Origin of the sequence: Burkholderia sp. JP2-270, from assembly GCF_003233675.1 — a bacterium.
Lineage (GTDB): Bacteria > Pseudomonadota > Gammaproteobacteria > Burkholderiales > Burkholderiaceae > Burkholderia > Burkholderia pyrrocinia_C.
Map to the genome: position 1 here is coordinate 1,058,410 of NZ_CP029825.1, position 25,855 is coordinate 1,084,264.

A 25,855-nucleotide genomic window follows, 5' to 3' on the forward strand; every position below is an offset into this window, starting at 1 on the left:
TCATTCAGGCGGATTGTGAGCCTGTTGGCACACACCCATTAAGATGACTTAATGCTTACGACGTTGAATTTTTTTAAACGTGGATGCCAACGTGACACCAGATTAAGTTTTAGAGCGTTTCACGGCATTTCCAAAGAACCGTCGGCAGCGCAAAGCTTCGCGGTTTTTTATTTTGACCCAATCCCCCGGGCACCCCGCTACGCCAGCAACAGAAAATTGCGAACGACCGCCGACGGCTCGTCGCATCGCGACGCAATGGCCAGCCTTGCACGAAGCGCATTACCCGCGAACGGCCGATAGACGACCCCGGCAACCTGCACCTGCGTAATCGCCTTCGGCACGACAGACACGCCCAGCCCGGCCGCGACCAGCGTCACCGCGGACGAAATTTGCGGCGCGGGTTGCGCCATGCGCGGCTCGAATCCGGCGGCATTGCATGCGGCGACGATATCGTCGAACAGCGCGCTGCCGGCCTCCCGCGGCACCTGCACGAACGACTCGTCGGCCAGCTCGGCCAGATCGATGCGCCGACGCTGCGCCAGCCGATGCGCGACGGGCAGCGCGACATACATCGGCTCTTCGTCCCAGTCGGTCACCCGCAACGTCGCGGCGACGCGGCGTTCCGGCCGCACGATCGCGACGTCGAGGCGCCCTGCATCCAGCGCGTCCAGCAGGACGCCCGAGGTCGCTTCCTGCAACGTCAGCTCCGCATCGGGAAACGCCTCCCGAAAGCGGCGAATCAGATCCGACACTTTCGAATTGAACGCCGCCGTCCCGGTGAAGCCGACCCGCAGATGGCCGGTTTCCCCGCGCGCAGCCCGCCTTGCCGCCCGTGCCGCACGCTCGGCATCGTCGAGCACGCGGCGCGCCTCTTCCGCGAAGACCTCGCCCCCCAGCGTCAGCTCGGCACCGCGCGCGGTTCGTTTGAACAGATCCACGCCGAGTTCGCTCTCGAGCGCCTTGATCTGCTGGCTCAACGGCGGCTGCCCGATGCCGAGCGTTTCGGCAGCCTTGGTGAAATTCGACGTGGCCGCCACGGCCAGAAAGTATCGGAGATGCCTGAGTTCCATTCGCTACGCGACCTCACGGTGAGCCAAGCTGACTCGTCAGCCAGTGGTTAAACATATCGCTACGGTTTCTTTCATATATTGGACATATACATGACGGTGCGCAAGAATTCAGGCATTCCATCGCACATCGAGTGCACCCCATGTCCTCCCCTTCGATTTCCCGATCCATGCCCGGAACGCAAAACGCCGCGCCGGACGCGCTGCCTGCCGGCGTTTCCCCGCGCTCGGCCGCGTACAAGCACATCGCGCTGGCGCTCTTCCTCGCCGGCTTTTCCACCTTCTCGCTGCTGTACTGCGTCCAGCCGCTGCTTCCCGCGTTCGCACGGGAGTTCGGGCTGGGCGCGGCGTCGAGTTCGCTATCGCTGTCGCTGTCGACCGGGATGCTGGCGGTCTCCATTTTGTGTGCCGGCGCACTGTCCGAACGCGTCGGACGACGCGGGCTGATGTTCGCGTCGATGACGCTGGCCGCACTGTTCAATGTGCTCGCCGCGCTGTCGCCCAACTGGACCCTGCTGCTGGTCTGGCGCGCGCTCGAAGGTTTCGCGCTGGGCGGCGTCCCGGCGGTCGCAATGGCCTATCTCGCCGAAGAAATCGCGTCCGACGGGCTCGGTTTCTCGATGGGGCTCTATGTCGGCGGGACCGCGTTCGGCGGCATGGTCGGACGGATCGGCATGAGCGCACTGGAAGAACACTTCTCGTGGCGGACGGCGATGCTGACGATCGGCGTCGTCGATCTCGTCGCGGCAGTTGCCTTCGTGATGCTGCTGCCGCAATCGCGACGCTTCGTGAAGCGCACCGATCTGACGCTGCGCCACCATTTGCGGCTGTGGAACGCGCAACTGCGTCACGCCCGGCTGCCGTTCGTGTTCGCGATCGGCTTCCTGGTGATGGGCGCGTTCGTGACGATCTACAACTATGCGGGGTTCCGCCTCACGGCGGCCCCCTTCAACCTGAGCTCGACCGAGTGCGGCCTGATCTTCGGCGCCTACCTGTTCGGGATGGTGTCTTCATCGAGCGCAGGCGCGCTAGCCGACCGCCTCGGACGGGCACCGGTGCTGGTCAGCGGCATTCTCGTATTCGCGGCGGGCCTCGCACTGACGCTGTCGCATTCGCTCGTCGCGATCGTCGTCGGCATCGTGCTCGTCACGATCGGCTTCTTCGTCGCCCATGCGGTCGCGAGCGGCTGGGTCGGCCATCTGGCAGGACCCGCGAAGGGGCACGCCGCATCGCTGTACCTGCTTGCGTACTATCTCGGGTCGAGCGTGCTCGGTTCGGTCGGCGGGTCGTTCTGGCAACACGGCGCGTGGGCGAGCGTCGCCGCGTATGTCGCGGTGCTGCTCGCTCTCGGGCTGCTGGCTGCACGGCGATTGACCCGCGCGTAACAGGCGCGGCGGGCATCCCCGCGTTTTCCGGTCAATCGCCGCGTGCTGTATGGCGCCGCCGATTCCGAACCGGTCAACGTATATCAGGAAATCGAACTAAATCTGCCGGGCATGTGGGTGAAGAACCGGGTGCGCGATGCCGCTGCGGATGCACATGGCCGCGCGCAGGTGTCGGCTTCGTCGATGGTCGGCTGATTCGAAGCCGCGACAAACGGTGGCGCAACGGTCACGTGCGTCGTCCGCACCGCCGCGCGTTGCCCATCACAACAATGGCAGCGTCAGCCGGATATGCTCGGCGAACGCCGCCGTCAGATGCGAAGGTCGTTTCCGGTCGAACTTCAGCGTAATGCCCACGGCCGGCAACGGCGGCAACCGCGGATCGCCGTTGACGATCGCCAGGTCGGCCGGCACCGCCGTCTGCGTCATCACCGCGAACGCCTGCCCCGAGCGCACCAGCGCGATCAGCCCCGCGAGACTGCTGCTCGCATACGCGACGCGATAGTCGCGGCCGGCGCGATTCAACGCTTCGCAAGCCGCGATGTGATCGAGCGTATCGCGGTCGGAAAGCGCGAGCGGCAGCGGGTCGAAATGCGCGGGCTCCAGCCCCGGATAGCCGATCCAGACCAGTTGCTCGCGGCGAATGATGTCGTCGTTCGCCCCGTCGTCCGGCAATGAAATCATCGCGAGATCGACCGCGCGTTTCTCCAGCTGTTCGAGCAGCCGCGGCGTCGGCCCGCATACGATTTCGACGATCGCCTGCGGATGCTGGCTCGAAAACTGCCGCAGCAGCGACGGCAGAAACACCTCCGCGTAATCGTCCGGGCACCCGAACCGGATGGTCCCCGACAGCCCCGTGCCGCACAGGTCGGCCATCGCCTCGTCGTGCAGCCGCAGGATGCGCTGCGCATGCACGAGCAGCCGCTCGCCCGGGTGGGTCAGCACGACGCCGCGGCCGGTGCGCTGAAACAGCGGCTGGTCGACGATATCCTCGAGCCGCTTCATCTGCTGGCTGAGCGCGGACTGGGTCCGGCCGACGCGCACGGCCGCGCGGCTGAGCGCGCGCACTTCGGCGATCACGACGAACGAACGCAGCAGGTCGATTTCGAGCGAGAGTCCCAAGGTATTAGCTCCTTTTCTACCTTGCATAAGAACTATTCGTTTCCATCAAACCAGACGCGCGCCTAGACTGCAAGCGATCCCTGCCCCTTTGCCCGGAGAAGCCCGATGTCCCTGAACGACGACGCAACCTTCTGGCGCAACGCCAGGCAGCACCTGGTCCGCTACGGCGGCACGTTCGAGCCGATGATCATCGAGCGCGCGAAAGGCAGCTTCGTCTACGACGCGGACGGCCGCGCGATTCTCGATTTCACGTCGGGGCAGATGAGCGCGGTGCTCGGCCACTGCCATCCGGAGATCGTCTCCGTCATCGGCGAATACGCGGGCAAGCTCGATCATCTGTTCAGCGGGATGCTGTCGCGGCCGGTCGTCGACCTCGCGACACGCCTCGCCGACATCACGCCCGACGGGCTCGACCGCGCGCTGCTGCTCAGCACCGGCGCGGAATCGAACGAAGCGGCAATCCGGATGGCGAAGCTCGTCACCGGCAAGTACGAGATCGTCGGCTTCGCGCAGTCGTGGCACGGGATGACGGGCGCGGCCGCATCGGCCACGTACAGCGCGGGCCGCAAGGGCGTCGGCCCGGCCGCGGTCGGCTCGTTCGCGATTCCGGCGCCGTTCACGTACCGGCCGCGCTTCGAGCGCGACGGCGCCTACGACTATCTCGCCGAACTCGACTATGCGTTCGACCTGATCGATCGCCAGTCGAGCGGCAATCTCGCCGCATTCATCGCGGAGCCGATCCTCAGTTCGGGCGGGATCATCGAACTGCCGGAAGGCTATATGGCGGCGCTCAAGCGCAAGTGCCAGGAACGCGGGATGCTGCTGATCCTCGACGAGGCGCAGACGGGCGTCGGACGCACCGGCACGATGTTCGCGTGCCAGCGCGACGGCGTGACGCCCGACATCCTGACGCTGTCGAAGACGCTCGGCGCCGGGCTGCCGCTCGCGGCCATCGTGACGTCCGCGGCGATCGAGGAACGCGCGCACGAACTCGGCTACCTGTTCTACACGACGCACGTGTCCGACCCGCTGCCCGCGGCCGTCGGCCTGCGCGTGCTGGACGTCGTGCAGCGCGACGGGCTCGTCGCACGCGCGAACGCGATGGGCGACCGGCTCAGGCGCGGCCTGCTCGACCTGATGGAACGGTTCGACTGCATCGGCGACGTGCGCGGACGCGGGCTGCTGCTCGGCGTCGAGATCGTCAAGGATCGCCGGACGAAAGAGCCGGCGGACGGGCTCGGCGCGAAGATCACGCGTGAGTGCATGAACCTGGGGCTCAGCATGAACATCGTGCAGTTGCCGGGCATGGGCGGCGTGTTCCGGATCGCGCCGCCGCTGACCGTCAGCGACGAAGAGATCGATCTTGGATTATCGCTGCTCGGACAGGCGATCGAACGCGCGCTGTAACGGCACGCGGTAACACCCTTCCCCGCATCGCGCAATCCGTCGCGCCGGTTCGACCGACCGGCGCGACGGATTCCCGATCGATCAGCGCGCTTGCGCCGCCCACGCTTCGGCATCCTCACCTGCCGGAATGTGCATCGGGCTCGACGGATCGGTCGCCGCACGCCACACCGCTTCGGCAACGTCCTGCGCATGAGTGATCGGCCCCGACGCATCGAGCATGCGCGCAACGGCCTTCCCGACGAATTCCGCATAAGCCTCGTGTTCGAAGCCGTGCATGTGCGCACGCGCGTTGTCGCCGAAACGCGTGTCGGGTGCTCGGCCCGGCAGCACGAGATGCGCGCGCACGCCGAACGGTTCGAGTTCGACCGCCATCGATTCGGTGAACGCATTGACCGCCGCCTTGCTGGCGCGATACGCGCCGACCAGCGGCAGCACCTTAAGCGTGACGCTCGACGTGACGTTCACGACCACGCCGGCCCCGCGCCGGCGAAACTGCGGCAGCACGGCCTGCGTGACCGCGATCGTGCCGATCGTGTTGGTCTCGAACAGCGCACGCACCGTGTCGAGCGGCGTGAGCTCGGCCGGCGCGGCCGCGCCGAAGCCCGCATTGTTGACGAGCACGTCGATCGGGCCGGCCGCGTCGATCGCGGCACGGATGCTGTCCGCGTTCGTCACGTCGAGCGCCAGCACGCGCAGGCGTTCCGACGGCGGCAGTACGTCCTCGCGCGGCGTGCGCATCGTCGCGACGACCTGCCAGTCGCGAGCCAGGAAATGGCGGGCAATCTCGAGGCCGAAGCCGGAGGAACAGCCGGTGATCAGTACGGTCTTCATGCGAACTCCTGGGTTGTGTTGGGCACGTGTCCGTACGATAGATGGCCGGATCCGTATTCGCTACAATCGAAAATCCGATTTTCTTTTGCGAGCGTCCGGCGATGATCGACCCGTTGACCGAAGTCGTGACCCTGCTGCAACCGGGCGCGCGGTACTCCAAGTCCGTTCACGGTGCAAGCCCGTGGTCGATCAGCCGCACGGTCGCCGGCGAGCCGTTCTATTGCGCGATCCTCGACGGCGGGTGCCGGATCGCGATCGACGGGCACGCGCCGATCGAGCTGCTGCCCGGCGATTTCGTGCTGATTCCGGCGGCCTACGGCGTCGCGATGTCCAGCCTCGAACCGCCGCCGCCGGGCGTCGAAACCGCGCCGCCGGTCGCACTCGACAACGGCGAATACCGGATCGGCGATCCGGGCAACCCGGTCGACACGCGGATGATGGCCGGCAACTGCAGCTTCGGTTCGCCGGATGCGGCGCTGCTGGTGTCGCTGCTGCCGCAATTCGTGCACGTACGCGGCGAACCGCGGCTGACCATGCTCGTGCAACTGGTGCGCGACGAATCGCGTGCACGGCGGCCTGCGCGCGAGATCGTGCTGGCGCGGCTGCTGGAAGTGCTGCTGATCGAGGCGCTGCGGTTCACGGCCGGCACGAACGCGTCGCCCGGCCTCGTACGCGGACTCGCCGACAATCGACTCGCGGCCGCGATCCGCCGGATGCACGAACGCCCCGCGCATCCGTGGACGGTCGTCGAGCTCGCGAAGGAAGCGGCGCTATCGCGCTCGACCTTCTTCGAACGCTTCAACCGTGCGGTCGGCGTCGCGCCGATGGAATACCTGCTCACGTGGCGGATGGCGCTCGCGAAGGACCTGCTCCGCCGCAACGAAGGCCGTATCGCAGAGATCGCGGGGCGCGTCGGCTACAGTTCCGCGAGCACGTTCAGCGTCGCGTTCACGCGGCATGTCGGCCGGCCGCCGGCGCAGTATGCGCGTGACGAACAGGCAGTGGTGAACGAGGAATGAACCGCGCACGCATGCCACTGCGCATATCGCGATGCGCGCCGGGGTTCCGCCCCGCTTCCCGCGCGATCGCCGAAGGTATGGCCCGTGCCTGCCACCGCCATCACGCGACCTGCGTACACTACCGGTCACGCAACGACGACGCGCGAGGCATCCGATGACGACAACGGCAAAGGACATCGGCACGACCGACCACTGGCTCGTCGCGCGCCGCGATCAGGAAACCGGCATCGAAAGCCTGCATGCGCATTTCAACGGCCATGCATACGACGCGCACGATCACGACGACATGCTGGTCGGCTTCACCGAACAGGGCGTGCAGCAGTTCCAGTGCCACCGGTCGCTGCATACGAGCGTGCCGGGCCGCGCGATCCTGATCGAGCCGGGTGCGATGCACGACGGCCATGCGCCCGAAGCGGGCGGCTTCACCTACGGGATGCTGTACCTGCCGCAAGCATGGGTCGAGCGCGCGGCGCGCCGGCTGGATTTGCCGGGCCTCGGCGGTGTCGAAGCCGCGTTCGGCCATACGCTCGTCGACGACCGCAGCCTCGTCGATGCGATCCGGCAGGCGTTTTTCGCGATCCACGGCAATGAAGGCAGGCTCGCGCGCGACCAGACGCTCGACCGCCTGCTGACGCGGCTCGGCGGCGAACTGCGCGGCCCGCTCGTGCTGGAAAGCGGCGTCGTGCCGCCCGCGATCGCGCGCGTGCGCGATCTGCTGCACGCGCAGATGGACGGCAACCTCGGGCTCGACGAACTCGCCAGCGTCGCCGGGATCGACCGGTTCCGGCTGACCAGGCTGTTCCAGCGCGCGTTCGGCACGTCGCCGCACGCGTATCTGGTGCGCTTGCGGCTGCGCGCCGCGCGCCGATTGCTGGCGGCCGGCCGCACGCCCGCTCAGGCGGCCGCGGACGTCGGCTTCGCCGACCAGAGCCATCTGGGCCGCTGGTTTCGCCGCGCTTACCGGATCACGCCGGCCGCTTACCGGCAAATGTGCACAAACGTTCCAGACTGATCGCGCGCGGCATCCGATCATGAGTGCTTCAACGAGGAGCAAGCATGTTCGATACGAAAGTGGCACTGATCGTGCGCGACGATCTCGCGGCGTGGCAGAAACTCAATGTCGTCGCGTTTCTCGCGACAGGCGTCGCGGCCGGCGCGCCCGAAGCGCTCGGCGAGCCTTACGAGGATGCGGCCGGAAATCGCTACGGCAGGATGTTCGGCCAGCCGATGCTGGTGTTCGCGGCCGATTTGAACGGATTGCAGACCGCGCACCGGCAGGCACTGTCGCGCGAACTCCGGATCGTGCCGTACGTGCGTGCGATGTTTTCGACCGGACACGATGCGGCCAACCGCGAAGTGTTTCGCGCCGAGGACGCGGCGAATCCCGATTTGGTCGGTCTGGCGCTGCACGGGCCGAAGAAGGCCGTGGACAAGGCGGTGAAGGGGCTGGCGTTGCATGCGTGAGCCGGTGCCTGCCCGCCGTTTCGGGTCAGCGATGCGTCAGCACGTTGACGAGCTTGCCGAACGGATCGCGCACGTAAAACCGCCGCACGCCCCACGGCTCGTCGGCCGGGCCGTATTCGACGGGAATGCCCGCCGCATGCACACGCGCGAGCGCTTCGTCGAGATCGTCGACCTCGATCGACAGGTCGGGCGTCGGCGTGCCCGACCCGCCCTGCGAAGCAAAGCTGATCTGCACATCCATCTGTTCGGCATTGCCGTAGGTTGCGATCCAGCCGTGATCCATCAGCAGGTCGAGGCCGAAGATGTGCTGATAGAAACGCTTCGCGTCGTCGACCGATTGCGTGTCGATATTGGCGACGATTCGTTTGACCTTCATCGGTTTCCTCCACGAGTCTTATCGCAAGAGCAAGAACAGAAACTGAAGCAGAAAGAACCGCACACTGCCATCGCGCATGCCCGCCATCCGGAGCGCACGATATGCCGCCGGCCCATTGCAGGCCGGCGGCTTTCCTCTTCAACCGCCGAGATAAGCCTGCTTGATCCGATCGTTCGCGAGCAGATTCGCCCCCGTATCGGCAAGCACCACACGCCCCGTTTCGAGCACATAACCGCGATCGGCCACGCCCAGCGCCTTGTTCGCGTTCTGCTCGACGAGGAACACCGTGACGCCTTCTTCGCGAATCGTCCGGATGATGTCGAAGATCTGCGCGATCACGAGCGGCGCGAGGCCGAGCGTCGGTTCGTCGAGCAGCAGCAGACGCGGCTTGCTCATCAGCGCACGGCCGATCGCCAGCATCTGCTGCTCGCCGCCCGACATCGTGCCGGCGCGCTGCGTCGCACGTTCCTTCAAGCGCGGAAACAGCTTGAACACGTGCTCGATGCCGTCGTCGATCTCGTGACGGCTCGCGAAGAACCCGCCCATCTTCAGGTTCTCGAGCACCGTCAGACTCGGAAACACGCGCCGCCCTTCCGGCGAGATCGCCATCCCCTGCCGCATGATCTGGTGCGTCGACATCGCGGTGATGTCGTTGCCCTCGAACAGCACGCGGCCCGACGATGCGCGCGGCGTGCCGCACACGGTCATCATCAGCGTCGTCTTGCCGGCGCCGTTGCTGCCGATCAGCGTGACGATCTCGCCCTTGTTCACCTCGATCGACACGCCCGCGAGCGCCTCGACCGCGCCGTAGTGCGTATGGACCTGTTCCAGCTTAAGCATCACTCTTCCCCCAGATACGCCTTGATCACGCGCGGGTCGTTGCGGACCGCTTCCGGCGTGCCGATCACGATCGGCCGGCCGTGCTCCATCACGAGGATGCGGTCCGACACGCCCATCACGAGGCTCATGTCGTGTTCGATCAGCAGCACCGACACGCCGAACTCGCGGCGCAGCTTGTCGATCAGGTGCTGCAGCTCGATCTTTTCCTGCGGGTTGAGGCCGGCCGCCGGCTCGTCGAGCATCAGCAGACGCGGCTCGGTGATCATGCAGCGCGCGATCTCCAGACGCCGCTGGTGCCCGTACGACAGCGTGCCTGCCGGCCGGTTGGCGACCGACTTCAGCCCCATCCGTTCGAGCCACACGGCCGCGCGTTCGAGCGCTTCCTTCTCGGCGCGGCGATACGCGGGCGTCGAGAACAGGCCGGGCAGCAGCCCCGCCTTCACCTTGCGATGCTGCGCGACGAGCAGGTTCTCGACGACCGTCAGCGACTTGAACAGGCGGATGTTCTGGAACGTCCGCACGAGGCCCTTCACCGCGATCTTGTGGCTCGGCAGCCCCGCGATCGGGTGGCCGTCGAGCACGACGTCGCCGCCGGTCGGCTTGTAGAAGCCGCCGACGCAGTTGAACACCGTGGTCTTGCCCGCGCCGTTCGGCCCGATGATCGCGAACACCTCGTCGCGGCGCACGTCGAAATCGATGCCGTCCACCGCGAGCAACCCGCCGAAGCGCATCTGCAGCCCGGCGACCTTCAACAGTTCTGCATTCGTGCTCATTGGGGCAGCTCCACGTGGGGACGGCTCGCGGGCAGCAGGCCCTGCGGACGCCACATCATCATCAACACCATCACCAGACCGAAGATCAGCATCCGGTACTCGGCGAAGCCGCGCGCGACTTCCGGCAGCACGGTCAGCAGGATCGCCGCGAGAATCACGCCGAGCTGCGAGCCCATCCCGCCGAGCACGACGATCGCGAGGATCAGCGCCGATTCGATGAAGGTGAACGATTCAGGATTCACGAGGCCCTGGCGCGCCGCGAAGAACGCGCCGCCGATGCCCGCGAACGACGCGCCGAGCGTGAACGCCGACAGCTTGATGCGCGTCGGGTTCAGGCCGAGCGACCGGCATGCGATCTCGTCGTCGCGCAGCGCTTCCCACGCGCGGCCCATCGGCATGCGGATCAGGCGGCTCGTCACGAACAGCGTGAAGCCGACCAGCAGCAACGCGATCAGGTACAGGAAGATCACCATGTGCTCGCCGCTGTATTCCAGCCCGATCAGCTCGTGGAAGGTCTTCGCGCCTTCGACGCTCGCCGAGCGCGCCATCTCGAAGCCGAACACCGTCGGCTTCGCGATGCCCGAGATGCCGTCCGGGCCGCCCGTGAGGCTCGTCAGGTTGTTCGCGAGCAGGCGGATGATTTCGCCGAAGCCGAGCGTGACGATCGCGAGATAGTCGCCGCGCAGCCGCAGCACCGGGAAGCCGAGCAGGAAGCCGAACGTCGCCGCCGCGATCGCGGCGAGCGGCAGGCACTCCCAGAACGACAGCCCGAAGTACTGGTTCAGCATCGCGTACGTATAGCCGCCGACCGCGTAGAACCCGACATAGCCGAGATCGAGCAGCCCCGCGAAACCGACCACGATGTTCAGCCCGAGGCCGAGGATCACGTAGATCAGCGCGAGCGTTGCAACGTCGACCGCACCGCGCGAGCCGAAGAACGGCCACACGAGCCCGACCGCGAGCAGCCCCCACACGACCACGCGCTGCTGCTGCGCGCCCATCGCGGGCATCGCCGGCAGCTTCACCGCCGATTTCGCGCGCACGAGCCACGGCTTGAACAACTGGAACAGGAACACGGCCGCGACCGCGATCCACACCGGCCTCCAGTGCGGCGTGAGCACGACCTGGTAGCCGTCGAGCTTCAACTGCAGGCCGAGCACGGGGATCGTGAGGATCGCCGTCAGGAGCGCGGCGGCCGTGGCATTTTTCAGCGCCTGGCCGAACGAAGCGTCGGCGGCCGGGCGGCGAACGGAAATGACTGTACTCATCTGCGTCTCCGTCAAACCTTTTCGATGTCCGACTTGCCGAGCAGGCCGGTCGGGCGGAACAGCAGGATCAGCACGAGCAGGCCGAACGCAACGACGTCCTTGTACTCGGCCGGCATGTAGCCTGCGGCGAAGGTTTCTGCGAGGCCCAGCAGCACGCCGCCGAGCATCGCGCCCGGGATGCTGCCGATCCCGCCGAGCACCGCGGCGGTGAACGCCTTGATGCCCGCGACGAAGCCGATATACGGATTCAGCTTGCCGATCGTCAGCCCGATCAGCACGCCGCCGACGGCGGCCAGCATCGCGCCGAGCACGAACGTGAACGAGATCACGCGGTTCGTGTCGATGCCGAGCAGGTTCGCCATCTTCATGTCCTCGGCGCACGCGCGGCACGCACGGCCCATCCGCGAATGCGAGATGAACAGCGTGAGCGCGATCATCAGCAGGATCGTCACGCAGACGATCAGCAGACGCGCATACGGAATCGTCACGTCGAAGTCGCCGCCGAGATGGATCTCGAACGCGCCGGAGATCAGCACCGGCACGGACACGTCGCGTGCGCCCTGGCCGATCTGCACGTAGTTCTGCAGGAAGATCGACATGCCGATCGCGGAGATCAGCGGCACGAGGCGCGGGCCGCCGCGCAGCGGCCGATACGCGACGCGCTCGACCGCGAAGCCGTACAGGCCCGTGACGATCACCGATACGATCAGTGCGGCGCCGAGCACGAGCGGCAGCGGATAGCCGGCGGAGATGCCGATTGCGGTCAGGGTCACGAGGCCCACGTACGCGCCGATCATGTAGATCTCGCCGTGGGCGAAGTTGATCATGCCGATGATGCCGTAGACCATCGAATAGCCGATGGCGATCAGCGCATAGATCGCACCCAGCGTCAGGCCGTTGACCAGCTGCTGGGCGAATTGCGGAAAGAAGTCAGTCATGTGCGGGAAGCTCCCGTTGGCGCCGCGTCGCGTGCCGCGCCGGATCACGGCTGCGGCCGCGCGCAACGCACGGTGTCGTCTCGGGCCGCCCGTTGGCCGCGGAACGGCCAAATGCGCACGCGCTCCGCCCGGGTTACGGGCAGAGCGCGTGCGCGGGGCGGGTACTCCGTATTACTTGGCGGCGGTCTTCGTCGCGTCCTTGTGCCACGTGTACACGACGAACTTGAACGCCTTCAGGTCGCCCTGCGCGTCATACGACACCTTGCCGATCGGCGTGTCGAACGTCGTCTTGTGCATGTACGCGGCGACCTTGGTCGGATCGGTCGTCTTCGCGCCCGCGATCGCGTCGGCGATGATCTTCACCGCTGCGTACGACGGCATCTGGAACGGGCCGTTCGGGTCGCGCTTCTTGTCCGCGAACGCCTTCACGAGCGCCGCGTTGGCCGGGTCGGCCGAGAAGTCGGCCGGCAGCGTGACGAGCATGCCTTCCGAAGCCGGGCCGGCGATCGCCGTCACGTCCTTGTTGCCCACGCCTTCGGGCCCCATGAACGTTGCCTTCACGCCCTGCTCGCGCGCCTGGCGCATCAGCAGTCCCATTTCCGGGTGGTAGCCGCCGAAGTAGACGAAATCGACGCCTTGCGACTTCAGCTTCGTGATGATCGCCGAGTAGTCCGAATCGCCGGCGTTGATGCCTTCGAACAGCACGACCGGGATCTTCGCGGCTTCGAGGTCCTTCTTCACCGACGACGCGATGCCCTGGCCGTACGACTGCTTGTCGTGCAGCACGGCGAGTTTCTTCGGCTTCACGTTGTTGATGATGAAGTGCGCGGCGGCCGGGCCTTGCTGGTCGTCACGGCCGATCGTGCGGAAGATGAAGTGGCGCTTCTTGCCTTCGGTCAGCTGCGGCGCGGTGGCCGACGGCGTGACCATCACGATGCCTTCGTTCTCGTAGATGTCGGATGCCGGAATCGTCGACCCCGAGCACACGTGGCCGATCACGTACTTGATCTTCTGGCTGACGATCTTGTTGGCGACGGCGACGGCCTGCTTCGGTTCGCATGCGTCGTCCATCAGCACGACTTCGAACTTGTTGCCGCCCGCACCGCCTGCCGCGTTGATCTGCTCGATCGCGGTCAGCGCGCCGGCCTTCACCATGTCGCCATATTGGGCGACCGAGCCACTCATCGGACCAGCGATGGCGATCTTCACGGTTTCCGCTTGCGCGGCGGCGGCGCCCGCGGTAAACAGCACGGCGGCGACGGAAATGGACGTAAGACGGGACAGCGTCATCTGGGAGCTCCTCGATGTTGTTTAGTCATACGGGCAAAGGCGGCATGACTTGCGCAATCGAACAGCACCCGGGGCGAGGACATGGGACACGCCCGAGACACATAGAAGACGGAACTCCAGCGGAATGTTGCGTAGCGGGGCCCGGCTCTTGCAGTCCCCGAAGGGGACGTCTGGTTCGGAAAGACATCGTGATGCGTCTTGCATTGCGCAAGCGTTTCGCCTGCCCCGCTTGCCGAACCGCTTGATCGGAGGGATGGTCCGACAGCCGTTGGCAAGGCAGCCGAAATTATATGGGCGTTTTTAAATTGTCTGTCAAAAATGCCGGTCGACCGAGGGAAAACACGTAGGGATGGAGTGGCGGTCGGTAGCAATGACGGCGCAACCTTTTGGTGTCGACGACGTTCGCCGGCGGTGCAATCCGGTTGCTATTGGGGTGGGTTTTCCGGCGCTGTGCCTTGCTGGGATTGAGGTCTGGTGATAGGCGGTCTTGTGACGCTTGTGTCGGAGTAGACAAAGGGTCGCATCGCCATTGTTCAATCGACTGATGATTGGTTTGGTGGGCACCATTGCGGTGCGTTGGGTGGGGCGGCTCAAACCTTCAGTTTTCAGACGGTTTTCGTCTCGCCGAAAGGTGTTAGTTATTAATATGAAATAATACGGATTCGCCTCTGCAATCCAGCCAGCCTTCCTCCAGGTCGCGTCCGCCGCGCCTCGGAGCCGCCTCAGGGCCGCTTCGACGCCCGCCCGTCGCCCAGCCGCCAGCCAGTGATCTGCCGTTTTTTCATTGCACATCACCTGCTTCGGATCGCCGATGAATCATCCCTTCCGTCTTTCTTCCGCCGCCGCATTTGCGTGTGCGCTTTCTGTTTCCGCGGCCGATGCTTCGGGTCGCGATACGCTGACCGATCGGTCGGCTGGTGCCAACGTGTTTCGTTCGGAGCGGCGTGCTGCTGCTCACGATGATGGGCATGCGGCACGTATGAACCGTCGCCGCGTGCAGTACGCTGCGCCCGTGGAACGTAGTCCGTTCGATACGCCGGATACGCGGCCGTTGCGTGTGACGGGCGATACGCTTGTGGCACCGCCGCCTTCGTCGGAGCACGAACCCGATTTGGTCTTGCCCGCGAATCGCGTCGCGCTCGGCGCGGGTGGTAGCGATAGTCTTGGCCGCGCGCTGCCCGGATACGAGCAGCGCGAGCAGAACTGGAATGAATACCTGCGGGCTAACGGCTCGCGGCCGGCCGGTAGTGGCGGCTCGTATGCGCCGGCGCGGCCGTACGATGCCGCACGCGGTCCGCATGGCACGCCGAATCCGTTCGATCCGTCGGTGCCGCAACCGGAGACGCGGACTTTCTACGACGACGGCGCGGGTACGCATTGCACCGCTACCGGCGGTGCGGGGACGTCGCGGTCGTCTTGCAATATCGCCTGGTGATGCGTTGGGGCGGCTGGTAGCGGCAGCCCTACGCGGCGCGCGGTGACCTGAGGCGGGATTTTGTAGCCAATCAGGCAGTGAGTCTCGCGTCGATATTATCGGAATCCAGCCAGGCTCGACGGACCATGGCGGGAGGTTGATAGCGATGCGCGCTATGGGGCCGGCGCTCGTTGTAAAACTGCCGCCAGCGTTCGATGAGTACCTTGGCCTCCGCACGGGAACCTGTCCGCATTTTTGTGGGCGAGGCGGTTGAACAACAGGTTATCCACGCGCCTGCGTAAACCGTTCGCCGAACAGAATAGCAAACTGGTTCATCGCTGATTTCCAGTCGAAGGCGGCCCTCACGGTCTTGGCCAGTACGTTGCGCAGCGCCAGCCAGAGCAGCTTGATGGCCGCCTCGTCGTTCGGGAAGTGACCGCGCGTCTTGATGATCTTGCGCAATTGCATGTTCAAGCTCTCGATGGCGTTTGTCGTATAAACGACTCGCCGAATTTCCGGCGGGAACACGTAGAACGGCACGACGTGCTCCCACGCGCGTTGCCACGACTGCACGATCGTCGGGTACTTCGCGCCCCAAGGTCCGTCGGCGAAGTCTTGCAGCGCTTGCCTTGCTGCCTCTTCGCTGGCAGCCGCGTAGATCGGGCGCAGCGCCGTGGCGAGTACCTTGCGGTCCTTGTAGCTGGCGTATTCGAGGCTGTTGCGGATCAGATGCACGATGCAGGTCTGAACGGTGGTCCGCGGATAGGCCGCGCTGATGGCTTCGGTTAGCCCCTTCAGGCCATCGACCACGGCGATCAGGATGTCCTGGCAGCCGCGCGTCTTGAGTTCATTGAACACCTTGAGCCAGAACTTGGCGCCCTCGGTCTGCTCGATCCAGAGGCCCAGCACATCGCGCTGGCCATCGGCTTGGATGCCCAAGGCCAGATAGACGGCCTTGTTGCTGACCACCCCGTCGTCGCGGATCTTGACCCGCAGCGCATCGAAGAACACGACCGGATACATCGCCTCGAGTGGGCGGCTCTGCCAGCTCAGCGCTTCGGCCATCACCTCGTCGGTGACCGAGCTGATGAAGTCGGGCGACACTTCGGTGCCGTATTGCTCGGCCAGAAACCCTTGAATCTCGCGCACGCTCATGCCACGCGCGTACATCGCAATGATGCGTTCGTCGAAGCCGGTGAAGCGGCGCTCGTGCTTGGGAATCAGGATCGGCTCGAAGCTGCCGTCACGGTCACGAGGGACTTCGACACGAACCGGGCCGCGATCCGTGATGACCGTCTTGCCGCTGGCGCCGTTGCGCTCGTTGGCTTGTCCGGCCGGCTTGGACTGGCCCGACGGGTAGCCCAGATGCAGATTCATCTCGGCGCCCATCGCCCGTTCGATGATCGCCTTGTTGAACGCCAGCATCAGATCCTGAACCTCGGTCGGCGTCATCGGCCCCTTGACCAACTGGTCCAGCAGTTCCTTGGGCAACTCAGGCAGCGGCCCGCGGGCCGCTGCCTGACGCGCTACGGTTTGCCTCTTCTTCTTCATCGGCATATCCATGACTTTTATACCTCATGATATGCCCCGCCCACGAAATGACGGATAGGTCCCCGCACGGCTGCGGAACCACTCCCGGTTCAGCAATTCGTCACGCAGCTTGCCGTTAAAGCTCTCGACGAACCCGCTTTGCCACGGACTGCCAGGCGCGATGAAGGCCGGACCAATTGCCGCGTCTCGCAGCCAGCGCATGACCTTGGCAGCGGTAAATTCAGCGCCGTAGTACATGCAGAACGAACGCGGGCTTGCCGTACAGCCGCATCAGTCGCGACAGCGTCAGGATCACATCCTGCGACCGCAGGCCGGCGCCGACTTCGATCGCAAGGCACTCGCGGGTGTATTCATCGATCACGCAGAGCATCTTCAACGCCCGCCCATCCACCAACTGGTCGTGCACAAAGTCGTAGCTCCATACCGAATTGGGCTGCGTCGCACCGGGCAACTGATGATGACTATGTACGGCACGTCGCAATACGCAATTCCACTCACGCGGCTTCGCGGCAAAGCACGCGTAGAGTCACAGCTACAGTCCTGACCTGCTGCAAGCCTTCTCAGATCGTCGTGGCACCCGGCTCACCATCACCCTTGCGAGCGAGGAAACCACCGAGCTGCGCCACGACGCGTACGACTTCAATATCAAGACAACCACACATCGCCGAAATCCTTACCCCCGTCACACTCTCATACTCAAATACCAAAAAACCACTCAATGAATTTATTGAAATCACCCCACTGGGACCTGAGACCACCATCCTTGAATTTTTTTAAATCACCTCCCAAACCAAGACCCAAAACCTCCCCCGTCTCCTTGTTGTAGAAGTATCCCCACCCTCCAGAAAACGAATCCAACGGAATATATGAATCTGGCACCCCAAGAATCTCGCGAGTCATCTTCAATCTTCCGCCATAATCAGAATTATTTAAAAACCAGCAGATTTGATATATTTCGCCATTCCTTGATATGAATGTCGGACCATCCTCGACGTGCAAATAAAACTGCGAAAAATCTGATGATACATCAAGCCCCATCCTCAAAATAGCGTCTCTATAAGTTGGCTCGATATCATCAAACCACCATTTCTTATCTCGACAAAAATTAATGATTTTATCTGATAACATATACGTCTCTCGCACCAGCCGCATGCCACCCATAGAAATTCTGAGCTCCTCCTTCACAGAGCGTCAGAATCTCGGCACATGCGCCCAGTCTCGCCACATTGCATTCGGCACATCACTACTCGACAAAAATAACCTCGCCGCATGATCGCATCCGAATTACGTTTTTGAGATGAGAGATCAACGGATCAATCGCTTTCAGGCTCGCTCCTTGAGCTCGTGATTCAAGGGGCACCAAGATTGAATAACCACTCGTGATATTTCATCTTGTCATGATCAGTCAAGGTACCTGCAACGAGTTCACGAGCAAAATCCTTCTGCACGTTAATCTCATGATCAATTGGATTTGCAACACGCCCTCCAATCAACTCAAAACTCTCCAAGTAGTCGATTCGGTTTATCAGAACCTCGGCGCATGCGGCCAGTCGCTCTATCTTATGTTCTGCACACCATTTCGCCAAAAAAGATAGTCCCGCCAGCAAATCGGTAGCTCCCTGAGCCGCAGCATCGTCGTCGATTTCGACTGCATCGGGATCCCAATCAACTTGCTCTAGATCGCTTAGTGGATTGGAGCTTTCGTTCCCATTCCAAACTTGATCCAAGTAATCGCCTACTCGGTGCCTGATCTGCGCACTTGTACTTCCCGCTTGCTTCGAAAGGAACTCGAATATTGACTCATCATGAGAAAGACCAACACAGCACCACACGCCAAAACGAGCAAGGTTATCGAGCTTCCCTCCAGCGAGAACTGATTCGAGATATTTTTTATGTGCCTCGATATCTAACATACTCATCTCCTAATCAAAAATCCCACCAGCTTGGTCCACATGTGGCTGGCATGATGGACACGATGCATTTCGTTGCAGTCCACCCCAAGAGATACCCCAGCGACTAACTTCGGCACCTTCAGGCAGATTACGCAATATAATTCGTTCCGCATGGTTTTCGAGCTTGTCAAAACCATCGATAGACTTCTTACCATAGAAGATGTTTTCTTCCGGCACGCCCATCTTCATAAGTGCCTGCCGTTGTGCCGGACTTAACCGCCCTCCACTTCCCGCCGCGAATAGTTGTGGCTTGCCATTCACATTGGCTTCGACGATTGATACCGTTGAATTCCGTATTGAGCGCGCATCCCCGCCACCCGCCAAGTTGTGAACTTCCTGTGCTTTACCGCTAAGTTCACCGCATGCCCAACCCCACGGATCGATCCACACCAACGGATTGGCAGCGTACCGATAGAGGTTCGTCCCTCCCAGCAAGCCGATCGGGTCCGGATTGATAAAGCGTCCAATATCCGGATCGTAAAACCGGAAAGTGTTGTAATGTAGCCCGGTCTCGCGATCAAGATATTGCCCTTGGAAACGCAAATTCTGCGGTCGCGGCACGTGAGTCGACGTTGGTGCGGCCGCTTGAACATCTCCCCAAGCCGGCTGCGGCCGGGTTGGCACCCGTGCGATCCACTCCTCCTGCACGGCGTTGCCCCAAACCTTGTAGCGGGCCTGCCAGATCAACTCGCCGTCGGCGTCGGTCAGTTCCTCCGGTAACCCTGAAACGTCGTTGTGGAAATAGTAGACCGCATCCTGTGCATCGGCATCGTTAGCCGCCGGCTTGCCTTGGTCGATCCGTGCAAGCGGTACGTAGCTATTAGACTCATACAGGTACGTCAGTGCTTCCTCGCCCTGCCGATCGTGATACGTCTCCTGCACGAGCCGCATGCCATCCCACAGGAAATCCGTACTCGCATAGCCACCATTGAGCTTGCGGATCCGCCGACCAAACGCGTCATACTCGAAATGCGTTGTCGCGATGCCAAGCCGATCCTTCGTCACGACAGTCTTCAGCTGGCTCCAGTCGTCGTATTCAAGAACCAGTTCTTTGGCAGGTCCGTGGCCACTCAGCTTGCGAACCAGCCGTCCATACGAGTCGTACTCGAAGCGCTTGTCTTCGAACATCTTGAGCCGGTTGTGCTCGACGTACCCACCCGGGTGATCGCTCGACACCAGGTTGGCCGCCGCGTCCCAGCGAAACACCTCCGACGGGAGCCCCGGCCCCGCCGCCTGTTCAAGGCGACCAGTCGGGTCATATTGATAGCTCGTCGTGCCATGACGCTGATCTCGCTTCTGGATCACGTCACCCGCTGCATCGTATTGCCACTGCTTCGCAAGCAGATCGTCCGCCGCCCGGCCTCGCTGCGCAGCATGCCGCGCACGACGACCAACCGCGTCGTACCCGAAATGACTGGTCAGCTTGCCCTGCGTTCGTAGCACCTCCCGATGCAGATCATCGCGTTCTATGTCGGCAACTGCAGCACCGTCAACGCGGATCTGGTGCACGTGACCGGAGCCGTAATGCAGCCAGTCGATCGTGCGCTCGCCCGAGATCGTGGTGCTGACGCGGTTGCCGAGCTCGTCGTATGTATGCGCGAGCCAGCCGGTCGGCGCGTATTCCTCAAGGACTTCTCCGCGTGCCCCGTATTTCAGATTGACCCGATTCTTCAGTGACGGACCGCGCGCGGTTAGCGTATAGAGCTCGGCCGATGCGATTCGGTTTGCCTTGTCGTACAGATATTCGCAACGTTCACGCGCGACTTGCTTCGCCGTCAGGCGCCCGATGGCGTCACGCTCGAACCGAGTCTCGATCTGTCCGCCCCGCACGATCGTGCCATGGCCACACGCGTCATATTCGTATCCGCGTTTATGGCCATCGAGGCCGACTTCCTCGACCAGCAAATCCCGACGGTCATACTGAAAGCGATAGGTCTCACGGTTCTCATTGGTCAGACTCGCCAACCGGAACGCATTGTCGTAACCGAACCGCACGACGCGATTAGCCGTGTCCGTGTGTGACAGCAGAAGTCCACGCGCATTGATCTCATAGCGCGTGCTGCGTTGATTCGCATCGACAACTTCGACGAGACGCCCGGCCGCGTCGTAACGGAACGTCTGACGAGCACCGTCGGCCATCCCGATCCCCGTGACCCGCCCCATCGCATCCGCTTCATACACGGTTGACTGCCCCGCCGCATCGGTCACACGCGCGAGCGCGCCACGTGCGTCATACGCAAACCGCGTGACTTTGCCGGAACAATCGGTGTACGAGGTCAACTGCGCACGGGCATTCCATTCGAGGAACTTGTAACCACCACGCGCATCGCGAATCGTGTGCGCCAACCCACGCTCGTCCCGGTGATACTCCGTCGCAAAGCCCGCCGGATCGCGCGTCATCGTCAGGTTGCCGCGATCGTCGTACCGGTAGATCCAGCGCGAGTTAGCCGGATCGGTTTCCGCGACAGGCAGGTCGTAGTGCCCATTCCATTCGGTGCGCTCAACCTGACCGAGTGCGTCTACGCGCTGGGTCTGGCGCCCGCGCTCGTCATATTCGAAGCTGGTCGTATGCCCAGCCGGATCGGTCGTACTGACCAACTGCCGCATCGCATTCCACTCGAACTGCCAAACATGGCCTTCGGCATCTGTATGACTCGTCGGCTGCTGATCCTCGTTCCACGTCCACTGCGTAACGCGACCGATCTGATCGGTGATCGTCACCGAACGCTGCGCAAGGTCCGCGTTGAACGTGTACGCCTCACCGTCGTCGGTCCAGTGGCGCACGACACGCGCGTCGCGGCCGACACCTTGCCACGCATAAAAGCACTGCAGGCCACCGCGCAAGGTGTGCTGAACCATCAGTCCACGCTCGTACGCGAAGCGTCGCCCGGTATGGCCACTACGATCGGTAACGGCCACCAACTCGCCAGCACCGTTGTACGCATAACGCACCAGCGTATCGGGTTGCTCGCCATCCACACCACGAGTCAGCTCGATCGTGGCAATGCGTCGCGGCTGCGATTTATCGTAGACCAGCGTCAGCATGCGACCGGCGCTGTCGTGCAGCCGGGCCGGCCGCACAACCTCATCGGCCGCTTCTTGCTCCACCTCGATCCAGTTACCGTTGCGATCCTCGAGACGCCACAGCTTGAGCGTCTCGTTGTCCGCATCGCTACGAGCACGACCGAAATCACGATACAAACCGTCGACCGTCTCAACCACGTAATGGCCGCCGGCAGTACAGATCAGGTAAATGCCTTCGGGAACGCTGAAATGGCTCTCACCCGGCGGCACCGCCGGGAACACAATGTCGCGCCCCTGCTCATCCCAATACGTGATCGACGTGACCGCGCCATGCTCACGCGCGAGCCTCAGCTCAACGCTGATCGGCACGCTCCAGCCCGGCCCGAACAGGCTGTCAGCACGATCATCGTGACTGCTGTAAAAACGTCGCCACACGATCGGCAGCGGCCCGGGCAATGCGAAATCGGTATCGTCCGTGCCATCGAGAATCTTGCCGCCGGTAATGACGTTGACCGGGTGGCCCGCTGACGGCCTCGCCAAACTGCCGAGCCAAGTACCGAAGGCACCGGCCGCAAAATTGATCGCGAGGCAAGGCAGCTTGCCTTTCAGAAACTGCCCCCAACTCATCTTCCCGCGACCGCAAACCGCGAGCGCAATACCAAGCGCCGCCCCCAGCCATCCGAGCCGGGAAGCCGACTTCACATCCCGCACCCGCTGCGTACCGCCGCCGATGAAAACGTTATCGGACCCTTCGGCAATCGTCCCGTCGCAAGTCGTCTTGTCGCCGACGCGCGCAGCCGGATGATCGTTGATATAAACGCTCCCCGACCCATCGGCGATCATCTGCGGCCCAGGATGATCCGTGCACGCGACGGTATCGAGATCGCCCGGCTTCGCCGCCCGCGCCGCCGGCTTGTTGTTGACGTAAACGTTCCCCGACCCGCTCGCGATCTTGCCTTTGATCTCGGGCGGCACGATCGAATTGGCCAGTGCCTTCGCGCCGTCGTCGATGGCCTCGTTCATCCCGCTCGCTTCCATCAGCGCGCCCGAGCCGACCGCCACCCCCACGCCGATCGCAATCACGAGCGGCGTCGCCAACCCTGCCGTGCCGATCTCGAGCGCAGCGAGGCCGGCGAACACCAGCCCCTCCATCGCCTCCGCCACCAATGCACCGACGATGGCACCGCCGACCACCGACCCGACCGTGCCGACAAGCTCACCCAGGAACGACGTGTGCTGGATCGGATCTTCGAAGCGCGCGGCCGCGAAGTTTTCCGCGCTCACGACGCGTCACCCGGCCCAAGCAGGGTCGGTCGAGCCGCGCGCGGCTGGAAGCTGGCGAGCATACGGTCGGCGATCGCCTGCTGTTCGTCGGTCAGCGGTGCCGCGCTGGTCAGCGTCATCACCAGCACGCGGCCGGCGTCGTCCGACGGAAACATGGTCTGCACCTGATGCCAGAGCCGGCCATCCCGCTCGTGCGTGGAATCGATCTGGATGCCCGAACGGCCCGCCACCGTCACAGGCCGGCGCGCCTTCTCGGTGAGCATCTTGGCATCGCGCGACGCCACTTCCCATTCGCGCGCGACGAACGCATCGATATCTTCCCCGTCGCGCAGCCGCCCGCGGGCGATCACGAGGTTGAGGCCGCCCGGGCCGGTGTTCATCACGAGGATGTTGACGGTGCGGTCGAGCGCCGCGTCCGGCAGTTCGAAGGTGCCTTCGTGGATTGCGTAGTGCATGGCTGGTTTTGTTCGTTTATTTGTTGAGATCGATGCGCTGGCCGTTGACCATCACGCCGTCGTCGGTCATCAGGATCACGGAGCCCTTGTGCTCGAGGCGAATGCCTTCGGGCGCGAGCGAGATCGAGCTGTCCTGCACCTTCAGCAGGATGCCGCGCTCGGCCACGTAGACCTGCGTGCCGCCGCCGCCATCCTTGGCTGGCGTCGTCACTTCGACCGTGGTCGCGGTGGTGCTCCGCTTCTCGGCGATCGTCTCGGTCAGGTTGCCCTGCGGAATCTGCTTCTCTTCGCTGCCCGTCGCCACTAGCACGGTACGCATCGGCCCCAGCACCTTGTGCGTCTCGTTGTTCTCGACCACGGTGTTCATGTCCTTCTGGGCGTGCATGAAGAATTCCTGCATGCCGTTCGTGTCGGTCATGCGGATCTCGTTCGACCCCTGCCCCTTGTGCGTCTGGCTCTTGATCCCCATCGTCTGGCCGGCCGCACCGTGGTACGGGTTGCCTTGCTCGCCGTTGAACACGCGGCCGACGATCACGGGGTTATCCGGATCGCCCTGATTGAACGCCACGAGCACTTCCTGCTTGATCCGCGGAATCGCGGCCGCGCCCCAGCCATCGCCCGCCCACGGTTGCGACACGCGCACCCACATCGAGTCGGATCCGTCCTTCTTGCCGCGCCGGTCCCACGGGAAGTGCACCTTCACGGCGCTCCCGTTGGTATAGATTTCCTCGCCCTTCGGACCGACGACGATCGCCGACTGCGTGCCATGAATCACCGGTTTCGGCGTGCCGCGCGGCGCGCGGTACGGAATCTTCTTCGGCAGCAGCGCGAAGCTGTTGCGGTACGGCAGTTTTGCGCTGTGTTGCGTGTAATCGTTTACCGCCTCGTGACGCACATGCAGGATCACGTACTCCTGGTTGTTCTCGAGGACCGGGTGATTCGCCACGTTGACGGCGCCGGCAGTGGTCATGCGCCACGCGTAGCCGCCGCCGGTATAGCGATGGGCCTGCGCCTCCTCGGCCTCCATCGCGAAACGGGCGTAGCGGTTGCCGTCGTCGCCGTGGTCGTACAGCGACTGGTGCTCGAACCGCTCGGTCGAGTCGAGCCGCGCGTGCTTGAGGTTCTGCGGGCCGGCTTCCACCAGCATCAGCGGCGACGACGGATTCTGATGATTGAAGTCGCGGAACGTGACCTTGCCGACACCGAAGCGCCGGCCTTCGTGCAACTGGTCGATGCCGCTGTCCTCGCTCGCCTCGGTGGCGGCGAACGGCACAGTTGCCAGACCGTCGATCGGGCGGAACAGCAGATTCGTGTCGCCGATCACAAGCATGTGCTTGTCCTTCTCGTAGCGGTGCGTCCAGACCAGCCCTTCCTGCTCCATCAGCCGCGCGCAGAAGTTGTAGTAGGACTCCTGGTACATCACCACGTATTCGAGCGGTTTCTGGCTCGTCCGGATGTCGAACACGAAGTCGGAGAATCCGTGCTCCTGGAAAATCTCGGCGAGGATGTCCTGCGCGGTCTTGTTCTGGAAAATCCGGCAGTCGGTCGAGCGCGTCAGGAACCAGAACCACGGCACCGCCGTCAGGTGGTACTGCGTGACATTCCCGGGATTGCCGGCGCGGTCGAACGACGCAACGTAGCCGTCGAAGTAACGATCGTTCTCGCCGGTACCCGATGCTACGACGCGTTCAAGCGTCGACAGGCGCGCCTGCTGATCGAATCGGACCTTGACCTGCTGGCCGATCAGGTCGTCGGGGCGCAGGTCGTGGCGATGCGACAGCAGGTCGAGGTGGATTTCCGGCAACCGGTTCACGTACTCGTCAACGACGGCGGCGCTGACCAGCAGCACATCCGGGCCGAGCGGCGTATCGAGCGTCACGTAGCGATTGAGCTGGGTCAGGCGCGCGGGGTTGGCGGCGCCGTTGATCGCATCGGCAACTGCGCCGGGCGTCTTGTCCATCAGCGAGAAGCCGGTCTGTGCGAGCTGCATCGCACGCTGGACGGTGTCGACGTGCCCGGCCAGGCCCGCGAGCGGCCCGAGGCTCCCGGCAACACTCGAGGCGATCGGCCCTGCCAGGCCGCCGAGCGCGCTCAAGGAGCCGAGCGCGCTACCGCCCAAACCATTGGGAATACCCCCGTTCGGAGCGAAACTCATTCTTGTTCCTTGCGTGTGATCTCAGGTTCCGTGGGCCGGCTGGCCGGCCCGAAGCCCCGATAATGTAGGACAATTTCCGACCGCGCGAAAGGCACCCGCAAACGTTGCCGTTCGAGCCCCGAAAATCGAAAAACTAGACCAGCGGCTGGACGCCGGCGCACGGTTGCCCACGGCGAAGCAGCGCGCCGGTATGCGCCGAGAACAAAACAATCTGCACGAAACTGGTGACAGGAACGTGAGGGG

22 protein-coding genes and 3 pseudogenes are annotated in these 25,855 nt (G+C 63.6%); 7 read left to right on the forward strand and 18 right to left on the reverse strand.

Going from position 1 to position 25,855, the window contains the following annotated elements:
- Window positions 1-197 precede the first annotated feature (197 nt).
- Window positions 198-1,070 carry a LysR family transcriptional regulator gene (locus DM992_RS22665; RefSeq protein ID WP_111018731.1) on the reverse strand — a complete coding sequence of 291 codons (873 nt, stop codon included), beginning with the start codon at window positions 1,068-1,070 and terminating at the stop codon, window positions 198-200.
- 140 nt (window positions 1,071-1,210) lie between these two features.
- On the opposite strand from DM992_RS22665, the gene DM992_RS22670 reads away from it, so the two are divergent.
- Window positions 1,211-2,452, forward strand: a complete 1,242-nt coding sequence (locus tag DM992_RS22670) for an MFS transporter (RefSeq protein WP_111018732.1) — start codon at window positions 1,211-1,213, stop codon at window positions 2,450-2,452.
- Between the two features lie 42 nt (window positions 2,453-2,494).
- Window positions 2,495-2,647 (forward strand): hypothetical protein, encoded by a 153-nt coding sequence (locus tag DM992_RS41770; protein WP_162631715.1) that lies wholly within the window; start codon window positions 2,495-2,497, stop codon window positions 2,645-2,647.
- A gap of 66 nt (window positions 2,648-2,713) precedes the next feature.
- Here the strand turns inward: DM992_RS41770 and DM992_RS22675 are convergent, their stop codons facing one another.
- Complete coding sequence (locus DM992_RS22675) at window positions 2,714-3,598, reverse strand: LysR family transcriptional regulator (RefSeq protein ID WP_111018733.1); 885 nt, start codon at window positions 3,596-3,598, stop codon at window positions 2,714-2,716.
- A gap of 78 nt (window positions 3,599-3,676) precedes the next feature.
- Between DM992_RS22675 and DM992_RS22680 the strand changes: the two genes are divergently transcribed.
- The gene (locus tag DM992_RS22680) at window positions 3,677-4,978 is read left to right on the forward strand and encodes an aspartate aminotransferase family protein (protein WP_111018734.1); all 1,302 of its coding nucleotides are present in this window, start codon (window positions 3,677-3,679) and stop codon (window positions 4,976-4,978) included.
- A gap of 81 nt (window positions 4,979-5,059) precedes the next feature.
- Here DM992_RS22680 and DM992_RS22685 read toward each other — a convergent pair whose 3' ends face one another.
- A complete protein-coding gene (locus tag DM992_RS22685) occupies window positions 5,060-5,809 on the reverse strand; it encodes an SDR family oxidoreductase (RefSeq protein ID WP_111018735.1) in 750 nt (249 codons plus the stop codon).
- 41 nt (window positions 5,810-5,850) lie between these two features.
- On the opposite strand from DM992_RS22685, the gene DM992_RS22690 reads away from it, so the two are divergent.
- From DM992_RS22690 to DM992_RS22700, 3 genes are all read left to right on the forward strand, one after another.
- Complete coding sequence (locus DM992_RS22690; RefSeq protein ID WP_111018736.1) at window positions 5,851-6,828, forward strand: AraC family transcriptional regulator; 978 nt, start codon at window positions 5,851-5,853, stop codon at window positions 6,826-6,828.
- Window positions 6,829-6,982: 154 nt separating this feature from the next.
- A complete protein-coding gene (locus tag DM992_RS22695; RefSeq protein WP_111018737.1) occupies window positions 6,983-7,840 on the forward strand; it encodes an AraC family transcriptional regulator in 858 nt (285 codons plus the stop codon).
- Between the two features lie 44 nt (window positions 7,841-7,884).
- Window positions 7,885-8,292: a DUF2000 domain-containing protein gene (locus DM992_RS22700; protein WP_111018738.1), complete on the forward strand. Its 408-nt coding sequence runs from the start codon at window positions 7,885-7,887 to the stop codon at window positions 8,290-8,292.
- 25 nt (window positions 8,293-8,317) lie between these two features.
- Here the strand turns inward: DM992_RS22700 and DM992_RS22705 are convergent, their stop codons facing one another.
- The 6 genes from DM992_RS22705 to DM992_RS22730 all read right to left on the reverse strand — a co-directional run bounded on the left by DM992_RS22705 (window position 8,318) and on the right by DM992_RS22730 (window position 13,777).
- The gene (locus DM992_RS22705; protein WP_111018739.1) at window positions 8,318-8,668 is read right to left on the reverse strand and encodes a VOC family protein; all 351 of its coding nucleotides are present in this window, start codon (window positions 8,666-8,668) and stop codon (window positions 8,318-8,320) included.
- Between the two features lie 138 nt (window positions 8,669-8,806).
- Window positions 8,807-9,508, reverse strand: a complete 702-nt coding sequence (locus DM992_RS22710) for an ABC transporter ATP-binding protein (protein ID WP_031398713.1) — start codon at window positions 9,506-9,508, stop codon at window positions 8,807-8,809.
- Window positions 9,508-10,281, reverse strand: a complete 774-nt coding sequence (gene livG / locus DM992_RS22715; protein ID WP_111018740.1) for a high-affinity branched-chain amino acid ABC transporter ATP-binding protein LivG — start codon at window positions 10,279-10,281, stop codon at window positions 9,508-9,510. The genes DM992_RS22710 and livG overlap by 1 nt, the downstream gene beginning before the upstream one ends.
- Window positions 10,278-11,549 (reverse strand): high-affinity branched-chain amino acid ABC transporter permease LivM, encoded by a 1,272-nt coding sequence (locus tag DM992_RS22720; RefSeq protein WP_111018741.1) that lies wholly within the window; start codon window positions 11,547-11,549, stop codon window positions 10,278-10,280. Before DM992_RS22720 ends, livG begins: the two co-directional genes overlap by 4 nt.
- 11 nt (window positions 11,550-11,560) lie before the next feature.
- Entirely contained in the window at window positions 11,561-12,487 is a 927-nt protein-coding gene (livH, locus tag DM992_RS22725; protein WP_047902578.1) for a high-affinity branched-chain amino acid ABC transporter permease LivH, read from the reverse strand.
- 171 nt (window positions 12,488-12,658) lie between these two features.
- Window positions 12,659-13,777, reverse strand: a complete 1,119-nt coding sequence (locus DM992_RS22730) for a branched-chain amino acid ABC transporter substrate-binding protein (protein WP_111018742.1) — start codon at window positions 13,775-13,777, stop codon at window positions 12,659-12,661.
- A gap of 784 nt (window positions 13,778-14,561) precedes the next feature.
- Between DM992_RS22730 and DM992_RS22735 the strand changes: the two genes are divergently transcribed.
- Window positions 14,562-15,212, forward strand: a complete 651-nt coding sequence (locus tag DM992_RS22735; RefSeq protein ID WP_111018743.1) for a hypothetical protein — start codon at window positions 14,562-14,564, stop codon at window positions 15,210-15,212.
- Between the two features lie 70 nt (window positions 15,213-15,282).
- On the opposite strand, the pseudogene DM992_RS22740 reads toward DM992_RS22735, so the two are convergent.
- The 9 genes and pseudogenes from DM992_RS22740 to tssI all read right to left on the reverse strand — a co-directional run.
- Window positions 15,283-15,432: pseudogene (locus tag DM992_RS22740) on the reverse strand (integrase core domain-containing protein); the annotation flags it as partial.
- 41 nt (window positions 15,433-15,473) lie between these two features.
- Entirely contained in the window at window positions 15,474-16,742 is a 1,269-nt protein-coding gene (locus tag DM992_RS22745) for an IS256-like element ISBcen18 family transposase (protein WP_081938342.1), read from the reverse strand.
- Window positions 16,743-16,805: 63 nt separating this feature from the next.
- Window positions 16,806-17,196 (reverse strand): annotated as a pseudogene (locus DM992_RS22750) (DDE-type integrase/transposase/recombinase); the annotation flags it as partial.
- 106 nt (window positions 17,197-17,302) lie between these two features.
- Window positions 17,303-17,383, reverse strand: a pseudogene (locus tag DM992_RS43415) (IS4 family transposase); the annotation flags it as partial.
- Window positions 17,384-17,438: 55 nt separating this feature from the next.
- On the reverse strand, window positions 17,439-17,927 hold the full coding sequence (locus DM992_RS22760) for a hypothetical protein (protein ID WP_204356169.1): 489 nt from the start codon (window positions 17,925-17,927) through the stop codon (window positions 17,439-17,441).
- A gap of 164 nt (window positions 17,928-18,091) precedes the next feature.
- Window positions 18,092-18,655: a glucuronate isomerase gene (locus tag DM992_RS41775; RefSeq protein WP_162631716.1), complete on the reverse strand. Its 564-nt coding sequence runs from the start codon at window positions 18,653-18,655 to the stop codon at window positions 18,092-18,094.
- A gap of 9 nt (window positions 18,656-18,664) precedes the next feature.
- The gene (locus tag DM992_RS22765; RefSeq protein WP_239511429.1) at window positions 18,665-23,002 is read right to left on the reverse strand and encodes an RHS repeat-associated core domain-containing protein; all 4,338 of its coding nucleotides are present in this window, start codon (window positions 23,000-23,002) and stop codon (window positions 18,665-18,667) included.
- Window positions 22,999-23,457 (reverse strand): DUF1795 domain-containing protein, encoded by a 459-nt coding sequence (locus DM992_RS22770; protein ID WP_111018744.1) that lies wholly within the window; start codon window positions 23,455-23,457, stop codon window positions 22,999-23,001. The genes DM992_RS22765 and DM992_RS22770 overlap by 4 nt, the downstream gene beginning before the upstream one ends.
- A 16-nt stretch (window positions 23,458-23,473) precedes the next feature.
- The gene (tssI, locus tag DM992_RS22775; protein ID WP_111018745.1) at window positions 23,474-25,612 is read right to left on the reverse strand and encodes a type VI secretion system tip protein TssI/VgrG; all 2,139 of its coding nucleotides are present in this window, start codon (window positions 25,610-25,612) and stop codon (window positions 23,474-23,476) included.
- Between the last annotated feature and the right edge of the window lie 243 nt (window positions 25,613-25,855).